Annotated in this window: 18 protein-coding genes; 3 read left to right on the forward strand and 15 right to left on the reverse strand. The window is 62.8% G+C overall.

Going from position 1 to position 17,474, the window contains the following annotated elements; all coding sequences use genetic code 11:
- The first annotated feature begins 428 nt into the window (after positions 1-428).
- A complete protein-coding gene (locus tag ACL9RJ_RS29895; protein ID WP_017128091.1) occupies positions 429-1,187 on the forward strand; it encodes a hypothetical protein in 759 nt (252 codons plus the stop codon).
- A gap of 167 nt (positions 1,188-1,354) precedes the next feature.
- Here the strand turns inward: ACL9RJ_RS29895 and ACL9RJ_RS29900 are convergent, their stop codons facing one another.
- Positions 1,355-1,699: a YggL family protein gene (locus ACL9RJ_RS29900; RefSeq protein WP_017128090.1), complete on the reverse strand. Its 345-nt coding sequence runs from the start codon at positions 1,697-1,699 to the stop codon at positions 1,355-1,357.
- A gap of 232 nt (positions 1,700-1,931) precedes the next feature.
- Between ACL9RJ_RS29900 and dacB the strand changes: the two genes are divergently transcribed.
- Positions 1,932-3,386 carry a D-alanyl-D-alanine carboxypeptidase/D-alanyl-D-alanine endopeptidase gene (gene dacB / locus ACL9RJ_RS29905; protein ID WP_042936178.1) on the forward strand — a complete coding sequence of 485 codons (1,455 nt, stop codon included), beginning with the start codon at positions 1,932-1,934 and terminating at the stop codon, positions 3,384-3,386.
- A 114-nt stretch (positions 3,387-3,500) separates the two neighbouring features.
- Here the strand turns inward: dacB and ACL9RJ_RS29910 are convergent, their stop codons facing one another.
- Entirely contained in the window at positions 3,501-5,450 is a 1,950-nt protein-coding gene (locus ACL9RJ_RS29910) for a sensor domain-containing diguanylate cyclase (protein WP_017128088.1), read from the reverse strand.
- A gap of 135 nt (positions 5,451-5,585) precedes the next feature.
- Complete coding sequence (rlmKL, locus tag ACL9RJ_RS29915; protein ID WP_103032955.1) at positions 5,586-7,853, reverse strand: bifunctional 23S rRNA (guanine(2069)-N(7))-methyltransferase RlmK/23S rRNA (guanine(2445)-N(2))-methyltransferase RlmL; 2,268 nt, start codon at positions 7,851-7,853, stop codon at positions 5,586-5,588.
- 575 nt (positions 7,854-8,428) lie between these two features.
- Between rlmKL and rmf the strand changes: the two genes are divergently transcribed.
- A complete protein-coding gene (gene rmf / locus ACL9RJ_RS29920) occupies positions 8,429-8,644 on the forward strand; it encodes a ribosome modulation factor (protein ID WP_002553055.1) in 216 nt (71 codons plus the stop codon).
- Positions 8,645-8,782: 138 nt separating this feature from the next.
- On the opposite strand, the gene ACL9RJ_RS29925 is transcribed toward rmf, so the two are convergent.
- The 12 genes from ACL9RJ_RS29925 to ACL9RJ_RS29980 all read right to left on the reverse strand — a co-directional run bounded on the left by ACL9RJ_RS29925 (position 8,783) and on the right by ACL9RJ_RS29980 (position 17,471).
- Entirely contained in the window at positions 8,783-9,805 is a 1,023-nt protein-coding gene (locus ACL9RJ_RS29925) for a quinone-dependent dihydroorotate dehydrogenase (RefSeq protein WP_017128087.1), read from the reverse strand.
- 71 nt (positions 9,806-9,876) lie between these two features.
- Positions 9,877-10,308, reverse strand: coding sequence for a hypothetical protein (locus ACL9RJ_RS29930; protein ID WP_178992157.1), 432 nt, complete (start codon positions 10,306-10,308; stop codon positions 9,877-9,879).
- The gene (locus tag ACL9RJ_RS29935; protein ID WP_422765932.1) at positions 10,298-11,011 is read right to left on the reverse strand and encodes an invasion protein OrgB; all 714 of its coding nucleotides are present in this window, start codon (positions 11,009-11,011) and stop codon (positions 10,298-10,300) included. Before ACL9RJ_RS29935 ends, ACL9RJ_RS29930 begins: the two co-directional genes overlap by 11 nt.
- Positions 10,986-11,546, reverse strand: a complete 561-nt coding sequence (locus ACL9RJ_RS29940; RefSeq protein ID WP_178992232.1) for a protein OrgA — start codon at positions 11,544-11,546, stop codon at positions 10,986-10,988. The genes ACL9RJ_RS29935 and ACL9RJ_RS29940 overlap by 26 nt, the downstream gene beginning before the upstream one ends.
- Positions 11,543-12,256: an EscJ/YscJ/HrcJ family type III secretion inner membrane ring protein gene (locus ACL9RJ_RS29945; protein WP_422765933.1), complete on the reverse strand. Its 714-nt coding sequence runs from the start codon at positions 12,254-12,256 to the stop codon at positions 11,543-11,545. Before ACL9RJ_RS29945 ends, ACL9RJ_RS29940 begins: the two co-directional genes overlap by 4 nt.
- Positions 12,253-12,561, reverse strand: coding sequence for a type III secretion system inner rod subunit SctI (gene sctI / locus ACL9RJ_RS29950; protein WP_178992230.1), 309 nt, complete (start codon positions 12,559-12,561; stop codon positions 12,253-12,255). The genes ACL9RJ_RS29945 and sctI overlap by 4 nt, the downstream gene beginning before the upstream one ends.
- 11 nt (positions 12,562-12,572) lie before the next feature.
- The gene (gene sctF, locus ACL9RJ_RS29955; RefSeq protein ID WP_177085178.1) at positions 12,573-12,833 is read right to left on the reverse strand and encodes a type III secretion system needle filament subunit SctF; all 261 of its coding nucleotides are present in this window, start codon (positions 12,831-12,833) and stop codon (positions 12,573-12,575) included.
- A gap of 12 nt (positions 12,834-12,845) precedes the next feature.
- Positions 12,846-13,991 carry a PrgH/EprH family type III secretion apparatus protein gene (locus ACL9RJ_RS29960; protein WP_017128080.1) on the reverse strand — a complete coding sequence of 382 codons (1,146 nt, stop codon included), beginning with the start codon at positions 13,989-13,991 and terminating at the stop codon, positions 12,846-12,848.
- Positions 13,992-14,110: 119 nt separating this feature from the next.
- Entirely contained in the window at positions 14,111-14,551 is a 441-nt protein-coding gene (locus tag ACL9RJ_RS29965; protein WP_042936168.1) for a transglycosylase SLT domain-containing protein, read from the reverse strand.
- Complete coding sequence (locus ACL9RJ_RS29970; protein ID WP_245223057.1) at positions 14,548-15,714, reverse strand: winged helix-turn-helix domain-containing protein; 1,167 nt, start codon at positions 15,712-15,714, stop codon at positions 14,548-14,550. The genes ACL9RJ_RS29965 and ACL9RJ_RS29970 overlap by 4 nt, the downstream gene beginning before the upstream one ends.
- Before the next feature lie 288 nt (positions 15,715-16,002).
- Entirely contained in the window at positions 16,003-16,299 is a 297-nt protein-coding gene (locus ACL9RJ_RS29975) for a phosphopantetheine-binding protein (RefSeq protein ID WP_017128077.1), read from the reverse strand.
- 92 nt (positions 16,300-16,391) lie between these two features.
- Entirely contained in the window at positions 16,392-17,471 is a 1,080-nt protein-coding gene (locus ACL9RJ_RS29980) for an IpaD/SipD/SspD family type III secretion system needle tip protein (protein WP_017128076.1), read from the reverse strand.
- Between the last annotated feature and the right edge of the window lie 3 nt (positions 17,472-17,474).

Raw genomic sequence — 17,474 nt, forward strand, 5'->3', positions numbered from 1 at the left:
CCCCTAGGGGACTCGAACCCCTGTTACCGCCGTGAAAGGGCGGTGTCCTAGGCCACTAGACGAAGGGGACACACTACAACATTCACTCCCTGCCGCGTTTCGCTGTGTGCTTTACGCTGCAAGTGGCGCGCATTCTATGGATGGATCGAAGGGTCGTCAACCCCCAACTATAAATTTATTTAAATCAATGACTTCGCCCCGCTTTACGGCCCTTTCGGGGCTTTCGCCGCGTCCGACGATTGGCGCCTATATTCTGGCACTCGACAAGACGCTATAGTCCACCTGCGCAAATAGTGGCAATGTGCGTCTATCTATAGAGAAGCGCTCTGGCACCGTGCTACACGTCGTTCAACGCTATCAGCGACAACGCCAAGCCACTACACTCGCTCGCATTCCACCTTGAAGAGGTCTTAACGGTGACACCACTCATGATCGCCCTGCTGGTTGCAGCCGGGATCTTTCTCTTGATCGCCATTGGCTTCCTCAACCACATGGCCGAGAACAAAAAGCTGGAAAGGGCTCGCCTCAAGGTTGAACTCAATGATCGCCTGCGCCGTTGCGGCGAAATCACCGAGACCTTTCCCGGCCAGTACATGAGCCCGGCGCTCAAGTTGCTGTTGACCCGCCTGGAACTCAACGTCCATCAACGCTTGCTGAACATGAGCAAGACCGACGCCGTGCTCAAGTCGCGCATCGCCGAACTCAACGGTCTGGTCAACCAGGGCGAATCGATTCCGGTCAACAATCCGCCCAGCCCGATCCAGACCGAAGCCAAGGCCAAGGACGTGCGTTTCCTGCTCGAAGCCCTGCACGGCCAGATCACCCGCGCGGCCCAGGATGGTTTCCTGCAACCCACCGAAGCCAAGCACTGGATCCGCGAAGTGCGACACATCCTGGTCCTGCTGCATATCGAGTTCTTCAACAACCTCGGCCAGCATGCCTTGCAACAGAACCAGCCGGGGCAGGCACGCCTGGCATTCGAGCGCGGCGTGCAATACCTGCGCAAGCAACCGGAGCCGGCGGTCTATACCGAACAGCTGCTGTTCCTGGAAAAACTCCTGGCGCGCGCCAACGCCATGGTCCTGGCCACCACCCAGCCGGCCGAAGATGACGTCAACGAACTGACCCAGGGCCTCAAGGATGTGGAAGCCGACGCCGACTGGAAGAAGAAGGCGATCTACGACTGATCGGCAGCGGGCATGCCCCTGGGCCTTGCAGCGCTCCTGCCGGCGCCTTCGCCGGCAAGCCGGCTCCCACACAATTGCAGGGCATAAAAAAACGGACACGCCATGGCGTGTCCGTTTTTCGTTGTGCCTCGGGAAAGTCGCCTGGACGGCGCCTTGCCCGAACGACATCAGGCTACCGGATTGATCGGCTTTTCCGGGTACCAGACGTCCAGCAGCGGGCTGACTTCGGCCGAGGTCAGTTCGCTGCGAGCCTTGAGCCAGGCTTCAACGGCAGCGCGCTGCTCTTCGGAAACCGAACCACGCTTGATCAGGCAGACCAGACCGTAGTCGTCACCGCCGACATAACCCAGGCCATTGGCTTCCATTGCTTCTTTCAGGAAAGCCTCGAGGAAAGCGTCGATAGCCTCTTCACTCAGGTCTTCTTTGAAATCCAGGTTCAGCTCGAAACCCAACTCCTGAAATTCATCAACGCACAGTTTTTTGCGCAGACGCTGGGAACGGTTAGTCGCCATGAAACAATCCTCAAAAGTAATAACGGGCGGCACTTTAGCAGTTTAAGGCTGCAATTGCCCGAGTCTCTGGGCGCAGCCGGTCGATCGACCGGAAAAAATTGGCGCACCACTCCACCTGCAAGGCCCCAGTGACGCCTGCTTGGGGCATAATGCCGACACTTTCATGACCATTGAGGGATTTTTGTCGATATGCCCTCGTATTTTCCCCCTCGGCTGTAGGGTCCTATTTTATATGATCAAATCTTTGCGCCCTTTCGTACTCGCCAGTCTTCTTTTCCCCCTGGCACTGCCCGTCTCCGCCGCTCCGGTCAACACCACCCTCTCTCCCAAGGTCCAACAGGCGATCAAGGCCAGCAAGCTGCAGAACGATGCCCTGTCGCTGGTCATGCTGCCGCTCAACGGTCCGGGCACCCCGACGATGTTCAATGCCGATGTGTCGGTGAATCCGGCCTCGACCATGAAGCTCATCACCACCTTCGCCGCCCTGGAAATGCTCGGGCCGAATCACCAGTGGAAGACCGAGTTCTACACCGACGGCACCCTGAGCAACGGTATCCTGCAGGGTAACCTGTACCTCAAGGGCGGCGGCGACCCCAAGCTGAACATGGAAAAACTCTGGCTGCTGATGCGCGACCTGCGGGCCAATGGCGTGACCCAGGTGACCGGTGACCTTGTGCTCGATCGCAGCTTCTTCGTGCAACCGCAGTTGCCGGAGTTCAACGACGACGGCAACGACGAGAACAAGCCATTCCTGGTCAAGCCCGATGCGCTGCTGGTCAACCTCAAGGCCCTGCGTTTTGTCGCCCGCAACGACTCAGGCAAAGTGATGGTCTCGGTCGAGCCGCCCATCGCCAATATCCGCATCGACAACCAGATCAAGGTGGTCAACGCCAAGCAATGCGCCGGCGACGTGCGCTACAACCCGGTGACCCAGGCCGACGGTACGACCCTGGTCACGGTCAGTGGCCAACTGGCCGAGGGCTGCAGCTCCCAGACCTATCTTTCGCTGCTCGACCATCCGACCTACACCGCCGGTGCCGTACGCGCCATCTGGCAGGAACTGGGCGGCAGCATCCATGGCAAGGACCGCCAGGACGTGGTGCCCAAGGGCGCCAAGCTCCTGGCCCGGGCGTTCTCGCCGGACCTGACGGAAATCATCCGCGACATCAACAAGTACAGTAACAACACCATGGCCCAGCAGCTGTTCCTCAGCTTGGGGGCGAAGTTCCGCAATGACGCCGACGGCGACGATGCCAAGGCCGCGCAACGGGTCGTGCGCCAGTGGCTGGCACAGAAAGGCATCACCGCACCGCACCTGGTGATGGAGAACGGCTCCGGCCTGTCCCGCGCCGAACGGGTCAGCGCCCGGGAAATGGCGACCATGCTGCAGGCGGCCTGGAAGAGCCCCTACGCCGCCGAGTACATCAGTTCAATGCCGATCACCGGCATGGACGGCACCATGCGCAAGCGCCTGAAACATACGGCGATGTCGGGTGAGGCGCATATCAAGACCGGTACGTTGAACACCGTGCGGGCGATCGCCGGTTTCAGTCGCGACAGCAACGGTACGACCTGGGCGGTGGTGGCGATCCTCAACGATCCGAAGCCATGGGGCGCCTCGTCGGTGCTCGACCAGGTGTTGCTGGACCTGTACCGCCAGCCGCGGCCGGCCGATTCGGACGAGTAGGCCCGGAAGGATTCGATGAGCGTTCCCACGCTCTGCGTGGGAATGCATGTGGGAGCGGGCTTGCCCGCGAAGCTTTTGAGCGGCGCAGCGTAGGAACGATCAGCTCGACCCGCCTCAGTCGAGCTCCGCCATCACCCGGTCCCGGCCCTTCTGCTTGGCCGAGTAGACGCCCGAATCCGCCCGCAGCAATAACGCATCCGCGCCTTCATCGGCGCGCCAGCTGGCAATGCCGAAGCTGGCCGTGACCCGCCCGACCCCGTCGAACGGCATATTGCGCAGCCCATGCCACAGCTCCAGCGCCAGGTTGCAGGCCTGTTCGGCGTCGGTATCGGGGCACAGGACCATGAATTCCTCGCCGCCCAGCCGACAGAAGACGTCGGTGCGACGCAGGCGATGACTGACCCGCACACACAACTCCTTGAGCACCCGGTCCCCTTCGGCATGACCGTAGCGGTCGTTGATGCACTTGAAGTGATCGATATCGAGCATGATCACCGCCAGGCTGCCCGGCCCGCGCTGGGCCCGCGCCAGTTCGGTCTTGAGCCGCTCCTGGAAGTAACGCCGGTTGTAGATGCCGGTCAGCGAGTCGGTGACCGACAGGGCCCGCAGTTCCTCCTCGACCCGCTTGAGATCGGAGATATCCGAAAGATAACCATGCCAGAGGATCTCGCCGCCGGGCAGGCGCTCCGGCGTGGCCTCGCCGCGCAACCAGCGCAGGCCGCGCAGCGGCAGTATCACGCGGAACTCTTCACGCCAGGGACTGAGCCGCTCGGCCGAGACCTGGATCGAGGCCCGCAGCGGTCCCAGGTCGTCCGGATGAACCCGGTCGAATGCCGGCTCGGCGCTCTCCTGCAAGCGTTGGGTATCGACTTCGAAAATACCTCCCGTACCGGCACTGGCGTAGACGAAGTGCGCACCGCCATCGAGGTTGAGCTTGTACTGATAGATGCCGCCGGGAACGTTCGCCCCCAGTTTTTCCAGCAGGCGATCGCGCACCTGCAACTGCGAGGTGCGCTGTTCCACCAGCTTGAGGGCTCGCTGGCGCTGGCTGACGAGGTTGTACAGCAAGGCACTGAGCAGCACGCTGAGCAGAGCGCCGAGCACGGCCAGGCTGGCCTCCGAGGAATGGTTGGCCTGGATGAAGGCATCGCTGGGGCGGATATCCACCTGATAGTCATGATCGGCCAGGCGCAACAGGCGAATCGCGGCCAGTGAGTTTTCAACCGGCAGATTGAGGGACTGATACAACACCTCATGCTCGCCTTCCGTCGACAGATCGAGGATGCGCACCGAGAGGTTGTCGTGGTTCTGTTCCGGCAGGCCGTCGGCCACCAGCTGGCGCATGCTGATCACCGCCATCACATAGCCATAGGGTGGCGGCCGGGGTTGCCCGGCACTCGCCAGTGGGGCGACCGGCGCCACCAGCAGCACGCCCCGGGCGTAGGCCGGCTCGACCCCCACCAGGTTCAACGGTTGCGAGATCGCCAGGGCGCCCGAAGCACGGGCCCGCTCAAGGGTCGAGCGGCGCAAGGGTTGCGCCAGCAGGTCGTAGCCCAGGGGCGACCCCAGGGCACTCTGCGTCGCGCTGTACAACACCGGTACATATTCGTCACGCACCGCTGCCCGTTGCAGGTGACCTTCGGCGTCGAGCTCACGAATGGAAAAGCCGCTGGCGCCCTGGGTCCGGGCCTGCTGCTCGAATCGCTCGCGCTCGCTGCCCTTGACCCGTGGCGCCCAGGCATAGGCCTGGGTGCGCAGCAGCAACGGCCTGGCGTAACCCGCGAATTCCTGGGGAGTCACCGAATCGGAGTTGACGAAAAACCGCCGCAGACTGTCGAGCCGCTGCGCCTGGTCTTCGAAGCGCTCCTCGATACGGCTGAAGCGTTCACTGGCCAACAGTTCGAAACGCTGCTGCAACTGACGCTGGTTGAGGTCACGTGTCGCCACGGACAGCAGCAGCGTGAGCAACCCGCCTGCCACCAGGACCAGTACCGCAACCAGCCACGCAGAAACATCCTCACTGATAAAGCCAAGAATCTTGGGGCGTACGGCATGCGACGACATAGGCGACAACTCATCACGCCGGCGTGTTTTGCATCACATTGGCTTTGACTGAGTTATAGCCATTCGCTAGTAGATTAGCCAGTCCCAAAAGCCCCGGAGCCTATAAAAATCAAGACTCTGGGGCTTTGTCACGGCTTAGCGCGCGGTGATCTTCCAAGCACGATGGATCTTGCTGTTGCGGGCGAAGTCCGGGTCCAGGGTCTGGGTGGTGATTTCCTCGACGGCATAACGCGCCACCAGGTTGTCCTCCAGCTGGAACTTGCGGAAGTTGTTGGAGAAGTACAGCACGCCGCCGGGCGCCAGGCGCGCCATGGCCAGGTCGAGCAGTTGCACATGGTCACGCTGGACGTCGAACACGCCCTCCATGCGCTTGGAGTTGGAGAAGGTCGGCGGGTCGATGAAGATCAGGTCGAACTCATCGCGATTGCCTTCCAGCCAGGTCATCACATCGCCCTGCTCCAGGCGGTTCTTGTCGGAGAAACCGTTCAGCGACAGGTTGCGCCGGGCCCAGTCGAGGTAGGTCTTGGACAGGTCGACACTGGTGGTCGTGCGCGCCCCGCCCTTGGCCGCATGCACACTGGCGGTCGCGGTGTAGCAATACAGGTTGAGGAAACGCTTGCCGGCGGCCTCCTTCTGGATCCGCATGCGCATCGGCCGGTGGTCGAGGAACAGCCCGGTATCGAGGTAGTCGGTCAGGTTGACCAGCAGTTGCACCCCGCCTTCGCTGACTTCGGTGAACTTGCCCTGGGCACTCTGGCGTTCGTACTGCTTGGTCCCGCTCTGGCGCTCGCGGCGCTTGATGATCACCCGGCTCTTGTCGACGTTCAGCGCCTGGGGAATCGCGGCCAGCGCATCGAACAGGCGGGCCTGGGCCTTTTCCGGGTCGATGGACTTGGGCGCGGCATATTCCTGGACGTGTACCCAGTCGTGGTAGAGGTCGATGGCCAGGGAGTACTCCGGCATGTCGGCGTCATAGACCCGGTAGCAATCCACACCTTCGCGCTTGGCCCACTTGCCCAGTTGCTTGAGGTTTTTCTGCAGGCGGTTGGCGAACATCTGCCCACCTTCGCTCAGGCGTGCCTGCTCGACCACCGGTGCCGGTACTGGCGCGGGCTTGATCGGGTTGCCGTTCTTGTTGAACTTCGGCGCTTCGGCGGCGATCTGCGCCTGCTCTTCGGCCTGGGCCCGCTCGACCTGACGTTGCTCCGGAGTACGTCGCTCGCCGGTGACGAACTGATCCGGGACCACCTTGATCAGCAGCAGCTTGCACGGCAGCGCGCCGTTCCAGAACGAGTACTGCTTGTGGCTGCGAATGCCCATGCGCTTGCCCAGGTCCGGGGCACCGGTGAACACCGCCGCCTCCCAGTTCAGGCAGGCCTGGCGCAGGCGCTCGCCGAGGTTCTGGTAGAGGTAGAGCAGGCTCGCCTCGTCGCCCAGGCGCTCGCCGTAGGGCGGGTTGCAGATCACCAGGCCTTTCTGGTTCTGGTCCGGGCGCGGTTCGAAAGTGCCGACCTCACCCTGGTAGATCTTGATCCAGTCGCTCAGGCCGGCACGCTCGACGTTGTTGCGGCCCGGCTGGATCAGACGCGGATCGGCTTCATAACCGCGAATCCACAGCGGCGGCCTGGCCAGGCCGGCTTCGGCGCGGGCCGTGGCTTCTTCATGGAGTTTTTTCCACAGGGCCGGCACGTGGCCGAGCCAGGCATCGAAGCCCCAGTGGATGCGATTGAGGTTGGGGGCGATATCGGCGGCAATCATCGCCGCTTCCACCAAGAAGGTGCCCACGCCGCACATCGGGTCGGCCAGGGCACCGCCTTCGGCGGCGATGCGCGGCCAGCCGGAACGGATCAGGATCGCTGCCGCGAGGTTTTCCTTCAGCGGTGCCGCGCCCTGCTGCAGGCGATAGCCACGCTGGTGCAGGCTGTGGCCGGACAGGTCGAGGGAAAGAATCGCCTCGCCACGGTCCAGGCGCAGGTGAATGCGCAGGTCAGGGCTGATCTTGTCGATGGACGGACGTTCGCCCGACGGGGTGCGCAGCTTGTCGACGATGGCGTCCTTGACCTTCAGGGCGCCGAAGTGGGTGTTGTCGATGCCCGAGCCATGACCGCTGAATTCGACGGCCAGGGTGCCGTCGGCGACCATATGGTCCTGCCAGTCGATATCCAGCACACCGTGGTAGAGGTCCTCGGCGTCCTTCATCGGGAAACGCTTGAGCACCAGCAGTACCCGGTTGGCCAGGCGCGACCAGAGACACAGCCGATAGGCGGTCTCCATGTCGGCCACGCCGCGAATGGCCGAGGTGTGCTCGCGCGCCTCCTCAAGGCCAAGCCCGACGGCTTCCTCCAGAAGCAGGCCTTCGAGGCCTTTGGGACAAGTGAGGAAGAGTTCGTAACGATCCGACATGGGAATTCCAGGGCCTTGAGCAGTCAATGAACGGGCGACGCATCGCCCGCTCGGTTTCGATCGAGCACTTTTCTTGAAGAGTGCCCGTGTGGCGCACCATTGCGCCGTTCCATCCCGGCAGATGCTTTTGCCCCCTGAAATCGGGGGACAAAAGAACTTGGACGCCGGGACAGTTCATTCTTTCCGTAACAAAAAGTCACATCGTGACCCTTCGTCGAATAATACCTGAGTACGAAGGGTCAGTATTTTCAACAGAGAATTAAACGCATCATTCATGCAAGGGCTGATGATAGCTGGATTTTCTCCGGATAACCGAGCAAACGGCCGAGCTATCTTATGGCCTTAACACCTATATCGTTACGTCCTTATGACAAAACGATCATTCACACGCCCCTGCGCATTGGTTAGAACTCAACACAGGTTGACGTCGCAATGGCGTCAACATCCCCGCTCGCGAAGCTATTCGCGGTGCGGAGCTCGCCACGCCGGCAGCGAGCGCTTGCAGATGCATTCTGCCCGGCCTCGACAAGAGGTCGACGGGACATATAACAGTCAACCAGTGAGGGCAACACCCTATGAGAAGACTTAAGCGTGATCCGTTGGAAAGAGCATTTTTACGCGGATATCAATACGGCGTTCATGGCAAATCCCGTGAGCTTTGCCCCTTTACTCTACCGTCGGTACGCCAAGCCTGGATCAACGGCTGGCGAGAAGGACGTGGCGACAACTGGGACGGTATGACCGGCACTGCGGGAATCCACAGACTCAACGAACTTCACGCTGTCGGCTGATCAGGGCACATTCCGACACCACAATCTGAGCATCACCGAGACAGCAACGACTTAACCACGCACGCCCCATCCGGGCGGCGGGCTTCGGCCCAGGGGCTCCCCAGAGGAGCCCTTTTTAATGCGCCGCCTTTAATGGGTTCAGCGGCGCAAAGCGGCGATGGCATCCACCGACTGGCGAATCAGTGCCGGCCCCTTGTAGATAAAGCCCGAATACAACTGCACCAGGCTCGCGCCGGCCGCGATCTTCTCGGCCGCATGTTCGCCCTCGGTGATCCCGCCCGCGGCGATGATCGGCAAACGTCCGGCCAGTTCGGCCGCCAGGACCTTGACCGTGTGGGTGCTCTTCTCGCGTACCGGCGCGCCGGACAGGCCGCCGGCTTCATCGCCATGGGCAAGACCTTCGACGCCGACACGGCTGAGGGTGGTATTGGTGGCGATCACCGCATCCATGCCCGACTCCACCAGCGCCTGGGCCACCAGCACGGTTTCTTCATCGGTCATGTCCGGGGCGATCTTGATCGCCAGTGGCACGCGCTTGCCATGCTGCCCGGCCAGTTCCGCCTGACGCTGGCTCAGGGCTTCGAGCAACTGCTTGAGCGAGTCGCCGAACTGCAGGCTGCGCAGGCCCGGGGTGTTCGGCGAGCTGACGTTGACCGTGACATAGCTGGCGTGGGCGTAGACCTTGTCCAGGCAGATCAGGTAGTCGTCAACGGCACGCTCCACCGGGGTATCGAAGTTCTTGCCGATATTGATCCCGAGGATGCCGTCGTAGCGAGCGGCGCGAACCCGGGAAATCAGGTTATCCACACCCAGGTTGTTGAAGCCCATGCGATTGATGATCGCCTCGGCCTCGGGCAGGCGGAAGATCCGCGGCTTCGGGTTGCCCGGCTGTGGCCGTGGCGTCACCGTGCCGATCTCGACAAAGCCGAAGCCCAGCTGGGAAAAACCGTCGATGGCCGCGCCATTCTTGTCCAGGCCCGCGGCCAGCCCCACCGGGTTGGGAAACTCCAGCCCCATGACGGTCACCGGGTTCGACGCCGGCGTCTTGCACAACAGGCCGTTGAGCCCCAGGCGGCCGCCCGCACCGATCAGGTCCAGGGACAAATCGTGGGAGGTTTCCGGGGAAAGTTTGAACAACAGCTGGCGGGCCAGGTTATACATGGGCGGGCTTGACTCGGATGGCGGCGAATTGAAGGGGCGATTATAGCCGGGCAGTCACCAGACAAGCGAGTTTACCAATCGGCCTTTTCCCGACTGTCCTCGTCCAGCACCGGGTTGAAGATTTCCTGCAGGTACTGGCTGATGAACATACTGGTGCCGAACAGCCGCGCCATGACCCCGCGCAGTTCCCTGTCCTGCTCGGAGCCTTCCAGCCCCTCATCCTTGAGCCGCGACAAGGCCTGGCCGACGACCTTCACCTGCGCGCCGACGGTACGGTAGTCCCGTGGCCCCTCGTCACTGCTGCGATAGGTGCCGATAAACCGCAGGAGTTCTTTTTCGCCCGCCCCGAACAGCGCCGCCAGGCGCTGATAAAAAGCTTCGAACCCGGGATCGGCCGACTGGACAGCGTCATCCGGCCGGGTCAGGTGCCGCTCCAGGGCACGCGCCGGGAGATCTTCCGGCGCCGAAGTGGCAGCGACTGCCGTTGGCCTTTCAATGTACATCATCGACTCCTTGCGCCGGACCGTCGCCGGCCTCGACAAACCTGGACACCAGTTGCACCAGGGCCTGCCGCGCCTGCTGGTCGAGCTGGCGTACGCCATCGGGCAAGCCCGCCAATTGATTCAGCACCCGTGGCGCCAGTTGTTCCCGGGCCGACTCCAGGTCGAACTCGAAGAGCTGGTCGGCCAGCCGGACGACATAACGCTCCTGTGCCGCGAATTCGAACTTGACCGAGGACACGCCCAGGCGCCCGAGATGCTCGCGCAGAGCGCCGGCCCGGCCGCGGCAGCGCGCCGGCAGGAGGATCTGCAAGGTCAGCTGCGCGGTATCGGCCTGGCCCGCCAACCAATGTTCGAGCATCTCCTCGAACCAGCGCGCATCATCCAGCAGATGCCCGAGCAGTTGCCGCACCGCCGCGGCCATCTGTCCGTGCAACTGACCGGCCAGGCGCTGGGACTCGCACAACCCCCGGGCCAGGTCGACCGCCGCCTGGATCATGCCCTCGGAATACCCCTCGGCAAACGCCGTGGCCTGGATCGCCTCGACCTGCGCCTGGGCCTGGTCGATCAACTGCCGGGCCCGGCGTTGCGCCTGTCGCTCCAATGCCCGGCAGCGACGGGCGCTCGCCAATTCCTGGCGAGTGATATGCACCGCGTCGCTGCCCGGCAGCGGCAGCTCATCAATCCTGCGGATGGCGTCGAGCATGCTGTACCGCCAGGAAAAACAGCGCCGGGTCCGGCGAGAAGACAGGCAAGCGGGCCAGGCCATCGACCACCGCCTCGGGGAACTGCAACAACAGCCGTTCGCGCAAGGCCGTGGGCAGCGCGCCCTCGAACGTCAGCAACTGCGCCAGGCCGACACTGTCCACTTGTTGCAGCACGGGACTGTCGGGCAGCCATTCCACGACCAGTCGGGGCCCGATGGCACACCGCGCGAAGTCCCGTACGCTGGCGGACAACAAGCCCATGCGCGCACCTCGCGCCAGCTCCGGCCACAAGCGCTGGGCCCCGATCAGCCGGGCGATATACGGTAAACGCCGCCACTCCCGTACCCACAGTGCCGCGAGCGGGGACGACAGCGAACAGGAGGCTGGCCGCTTCAGGTCCTCCAGCAGCATGCGATTGAGCACCTCTCGCACCGTCGTGCCTGCAAGCGCCTCCGGCAGGGTCAGGCGCCGGGCATGCAGGTAGTCCAGCGGCTGCCAGAGAATCTGTCGCAGAGACTCTTCCGGGACACTCATGCCCGCTTGCCTGTCGCACGCATCTGATAGAACCAGCCAGCGGCGGCCAACAGTCCCACGAGCAGCACCAGGCCACCGACCGGAAGCCACCAGGCAGTGGTGTCCGGCTCGATCGGCAACGGCGCCGCATGCTGGGTGGGAGAACGCCGGGTGAGAATCACCGAGATGTTTTCGTACTCGACCGCCGTGAAACTGTTCTTCAGGAAGCGCTTGATATCGTTGACCAGCAGTCCCGGCTCGACATCGCGCTCATGCACGGCCAGCGCGGCCAGATGCACGGCCGGCGCCTTGCGCCCGCCCTCCCCGGCATCCACGTCATAGCTGACATGCACCCGTGCCGGGACGACGCCTTCCAGCACCCCCAGGGTCTGCTCCAGGCGCTGCTCCAACGCCGAATAGAGCCGGGCCTTTTCCGCCCGGGGCGAGGCGACCAGGGAGTCGGCGGGAAACATCTGGGCCACTTCCAGGCGCGGTTTCGACGGCAGCGCATAGAGATTCAGCAGGTCCACCGCCGCCGGGAAATCCACCCGCGCCACCTTGACGCTGTAGCCGGCCTTGCCGTTGTCCTGTTTTGCCGCACCGATATTGTTGCGCTGCAGCACCGACACCACTTCGTTGGCCTGCTGCTGGTCAAGCCCGTCGAGCAGCGTCGGTTGCCGACATCCCGCCAGGGCGAAACACAGGAAGATAAGCCAGAGGCCCGGCTTCATGATGAACGCAGCAGGGTTTCTGCCGTGCCCACGGCCTTGCGCACCAGGGTATTGAGCAGGTTGATATCGACGTTGTACTGCCCGAGCTGTTCCTGCAGCACCGCCAGCTTCTCGGGGTGGGTGATGTCCGGGCTGTCCAGCAAGCGCCGCACGCCATCGACCTGCCGGGCCGAGTCCACGGCGGAACCGGCAAAGGCCTCGATCAGGCGGGCTTCCAGCGACACCGCCGCGTTTTCGCCGGGGCTGCGCAACTCGACCATCGCCACCTGGTCGAGCAGGCTGACAGGATTGCTTTGATAGGGCATGGGCACAGCTCTCAGCGCGCGGACTGGATGATCGACATGTCGATATCCTTGAAGCCCTTGATGGTGTTGGTCTGGGCATTGCGGAACACGGTGTAGGAGGAAAAGGCCGACTGATAGCTGGCCAGCAGTCCCGGGTCGGAGACATCTTTCTTGAGGGCCTCCAGGGCAACGTCCAGTGCCGACTTCAGGCTCTTCGCCCCCTCTTCGAAAGCCGCCGCCTGCTTACCCAGGAAGTCATCGGAAAACTCAACGGATCTTGAGACATCTACCATGCGTCACCTCGTTTATTGCATCGTCGAAAAATGCCAGGAAGAACTGCTCATCTTGATGTAACCCTGCGGCCCTGCCTGGAACGAGCGGCCCTTGAACAGGTCATCGCGCAGATCGATGGTGAATCGCACATGGCGATTGCCCCAGCGCCGGTAAAACTCATCGACAAAACGCCGGGCGCCCTCGCGGTCCGCATCCTGAAGATCGCCGGCGACGTTGAACGTGACGCCGTCCGCGCGCTCGATCCGCTCGAACGGCAGGGCCAGGCGCTGCAATCCCTCCTGGGCCAGGCTGCCCAGCAGCTCGTCGTCCTGTTCCTCGAAGTCCACGTACTGCACATAGGCGGCCTCATCGAGCAGCAGTTGCAACACCTGCTGCTTCAGCCCGGCATCGGGCGAACCGCCGCGAGAGCCATGGAAAACCCGCACGCTGGAAGGCCGTGACAGATCGATACGGCGGACCTTCAACGCCGTTGCCCGCTCGTTCAACAACGACTCCAGCCGCCGCCGCTCCTCCATCACATCCAGCACCTGGCTGGGGATGCGATGGCGCATCAGCACCTGGCGACTCCAGCCCGCATCCCGCTCGGAACTGACAAAGACATAGACATGATCATCCCGTCCCTGGAGCACCTGGACGGGCTCGCGGGTGCCGGCGATCAGGCTCGATACATCCGGCCGGGAGGTCACCATCGGTCCCGACCAGCCCGCCGCGCACACCGCCAGCAAGGCGAAAACCAGCGCCATGACGACCAGCTTCTTCAGCCGTGGCCCCGGACGACGGAGCACTGGCGGCTCGACAACAGCCGAGTCCGCGAACACCTGCGGTGCCCAGGGTTCGTGCTCGGGTCGCAGGGCAATCAGCAACCCGGCGATCCGCTCGCAGCGCTGGAAGGCAACCTCGCGTTCCTCGATTTCGTCACCCAGTATCCGCAGGGTCGCCTGCTTCTGGTCGAGCAGGACTTCGAAGTTGCAGTTGCCCCGTTCCAGCGGGACGAAGACCGCGTCCTCCGGTATGGCGGCGACCAGACCATCGTCTCCCAGCACCTCGGGCGCACCGACAATGAACAGGGTCCGGCTGCTGCGCAGGTTGAACTCGCAGCCCTGCAACAGGCCGCTGCCAATTCTCAGGACACAGGGTAAAAAGGGGTTATCCGGCATCGTCACCCTCTTCGATCGGTAAAGCGTGCGGCGATACTAGCGGGGCCTGCGGAGACGATCCTGATCGCTGCCGGCACCAGGCCGGAAGATTTCAATCAGAATCCGCGGACCCGCCACGCTCACGGCACCAGTACCCGATAAAGGCGCCAGACCTTGCGCGCATACCGCTCGCGGGCGGCCTGGCGATCCTCGCCGCTGCCGGCGTTGTAGGCCCCCACGGCGGTCCAGCCGTAGCCATGACGTTCAATGAACTCCGCCAGGATCGTCGCGCCGACCTGCACACTAAGGCAGGGGTCCTCCAGCAACTGCTGCTCGGTGATCCCCCGTGCGGCCAGACGGGGCAGGTGCAGGCTGTTGATCTGCATCAGGCCGATATCCCGGCTGCCATTGCTGTTGTGGCCCACGGCCTGCGCACGCAGGCCGCTTTCCACCTGGGCAATGGCATACAACAGTTCCGGTTCGATGCCATGGCGCCGTCCGGCGGAGTCCCAGCAAAACGCCGGCAGCGGCCCGGCCCACAACAGCATCAGCCAGGCGCCACAGAGGTATCGCCTGCTCATGCCCGGCTTCGCTGCTCCTCGGCGATCCGCACGCGCATCCGCTGGGCCGCCATGAAAGACGGATCACGCCGCAGCGACGACTCCAGGTACTCCAGCGCGCGGTCATCACGCCCGCCGGACCAGTGATGCCAGGCATACAGATAGTGGATATCGGCCCGGTCGGAAGCCAGCAGGCAGCGCTGGAACAACACCTGGGCCGCATCGCCGCAACCTTGCAGGCTGGTGATCAAGGCCAGCCGCGCCAGCGCATCGGTATTGCCCGGTTCCAGCAGCAAGGCCTGGGCAATGGCCTCGCGGGCCTGCTCGACGGCCTGTTCGCGATCGGCCAGCCCGAGCATCGACAGGGCCAGGTGGGCGTCGGCCAGGCCGCACCAGGGCGGAACGTAGCTGGCATCCATGTGCAGGCACTGGCGAAAATACAGCAAGGCCTCCTGCACGCTTTGCGCGGTGTGCCGTTGCAAGCCATAGACGCCCTTCAGGAAAGCCAGCGCCAGGGGATAGGAGGAGCAACCGCGCACGCAGGGGCGCACATCGGGGAGATGCTGCGCCACCATCGACACCATCGACCGCAGCACTTCTTCGAGCGGGCCCTTGATGGCCACAGGGCCGCGCACCAGATAGTGGTCGTTGCCGCGGATCAGTTCGACCGACAGTTCCATCCGTTCGCCACGGGCATAAAAGCGTCCGCTGATGTAGTAGTCCGGCGCCAGCCGCTCCAGCAATTGCCGGGTATCGCCCGGACCGGGGCCAGGCACCATGAGCCCCGCCGGGAGGATCCTGAGCGTGCCGTCGAACGCCGCCTTGAGTTGCCGGATCGTCGCATCCTGCAGATCCAGCGCCGCCATGTCGTCGGCGTGGCGAAACGGCAATACCGCCAGCGAGGAGGCCGTCGGGCATTCGGCCAGCGACGCTTGCAGGGGCGCTACCGCCCCGACAAAGCGATAACCCTTGCCATAGACGGTGGCGATGTAGCCCCGCCCTTCCCCCAGCAATTTGCGCAGGGCATAGATACAGCGCGTCAACGATTCCTCGGCCGCATCACAACCGCGCCACACGCAATCGAGCAACGAGTCCTTGGTGACCAGGCGGCCGGCCGACCCCAGCAGCAACCGCAGGACCTGTAGCTCCTTGGGCGGCAGATGAACTCCTTTTCCGTTTCGCAACAGCGTTCCATCGCTTTGCAGTATCCACTCGCCAAAGGCGAATGATTGTTTCAAGACGTTATCAGTGGCTCGGTCCATAAATCAGCTTGAGACCTCTACAGAAATGTACTGACATTCAAGACAGGCCCTGGACAACCCCGGCCTATCAACGAGGAACGGCAGCGACTATAGAAACTTGGTCTCCAGCAGTCCGTAGGACTTTTCCCTCATGAAACAAGAAAAAAACTACGCACTCAGAGGAATATCAAACACCCCGGCAATGAGCGCCACGCAGCAATGGAAAGGGCCCTATGTTATGTCGGCCATTTCCCTGGTCAGTCTTTGCTGCCGGGTTATCCCTACAAGCCGACACACATCCGCCACCGTCCGCCATCGCGCCACGCCCGACTCGGGCAGCTCGATGTCGAAGGCCTCGTTGAGCAACACCGCCATCTCGACGATATTCATCGAGTCGACATACAGGTCCTCGACAAGCCGTAATTCGAACAGGATCCTGCGACGCGCCACCTGGAAGTAATCGGCCAGCAACACCATCACTTGCTGTTCGATAAAGTCATCGCAATAGCCCGGTGTCAGATAGGTCATCTGTTGTTTCTCCAGAGCAGGACGAAGCCCGGGAGGTGCCCCCCTGGGATCCGTCTTCGAAGGGTAGTGATACAAGACCGGCAGGCCACGGATCAGAAGTTGAGCATCGCCTTCAACATGTCCGTGAACTGGCTCAGGTGGGAAGACAAGGTCTTGATGAAGTTGTCGTGCGTGGAGTTGGCACTGGAATACTTCTGCGTGAGCTTCTGCAGTTCATTCTTGAATTGCTCGCCTTGGGCGTTGAAACCGGTTTGCCAGGCCTGGAACTGGGCACTGTTCCAGGTCACCCGGCCGTCCGTGATTTCGCCCGCCGGGATGTCGTCGAGCCGCTTGATCATCGAATCCAGCGCGGAGAGGTCGATCATCACGCTATAGGTGCCATCGCCATTGTCAACGAGACGCCCGGAGCCCATGGCATCGATCCAGCCCTGCGCCTCCTCCTGGCTGGCGGTGTTGGGCGGGGCGCCCGGTGCGGCCGGAACGGGAAACAGGACACCCGCGGGGGCCTGGCCGAATTGCTGTTTCAGGTCATCGAGGGCCTTTCTCAACTCATCCACATTGAGCTCGACGTCCTTGCCCTCGTTGGCGCCCTTTATCCACTCGTGCAGTTTCGAAGTGATCTGCTCGTTGAACGCTTTGAAAAACTCCGAATACGTCGCCACGATGTGTTCATAGACACTCAGGTAGCCGCTTCCGATCAAGCCGATCAGTTCGATCAGCTTGTCAAAGAAATCCGGGATGCCTTGCGTTCTTTGTGTCCCCTGCCCGCGGATTTCCGGCACGGCATCGAGCTGCTCGGTCAACTCGGTGAGGGTCTGCTCCTGCCACTGCTGCAGTTCCTCGCTCAGGGTCAAACCGGCGATCTGCTCCGACAGCTCATGCCACGCCCTGATCTGCCCCTGCTCCTTGCGCCTGGCCAGCTCGCCCAGGTCCTTCAGGGTCAGGTCGTACTTGTAGCGCCTGAACTCACGTTCCTCTTCGTCCCTGGCATTGATCAGCTCTTCGACCGCTGCTTCAAGCCTTCTGCGGCCATCCTCGGACAAGTCGGCGACCGTCTGCCGAGCCTGGCCCGTCGCCACCGGCTCACGCCGCGCGGGCGCCTGCGGACTCTCGACTTCCTCAAGGCTCGAGAAGGTCGAAACCACCGGGCCCCTGATACCCAAATCGTTCATCTG

Source organism: Pseudomonas sp. Mn2068 (assembly GCF_049319725.1).
Classification (GTDB): domain Bacteria; phylum Pseudomonadota; class Gammaproteobacteria; order Pseudomonadales; family Pseudomonadaceae; genus Aquipseudomonas; species Aquipseudomonas gingeri.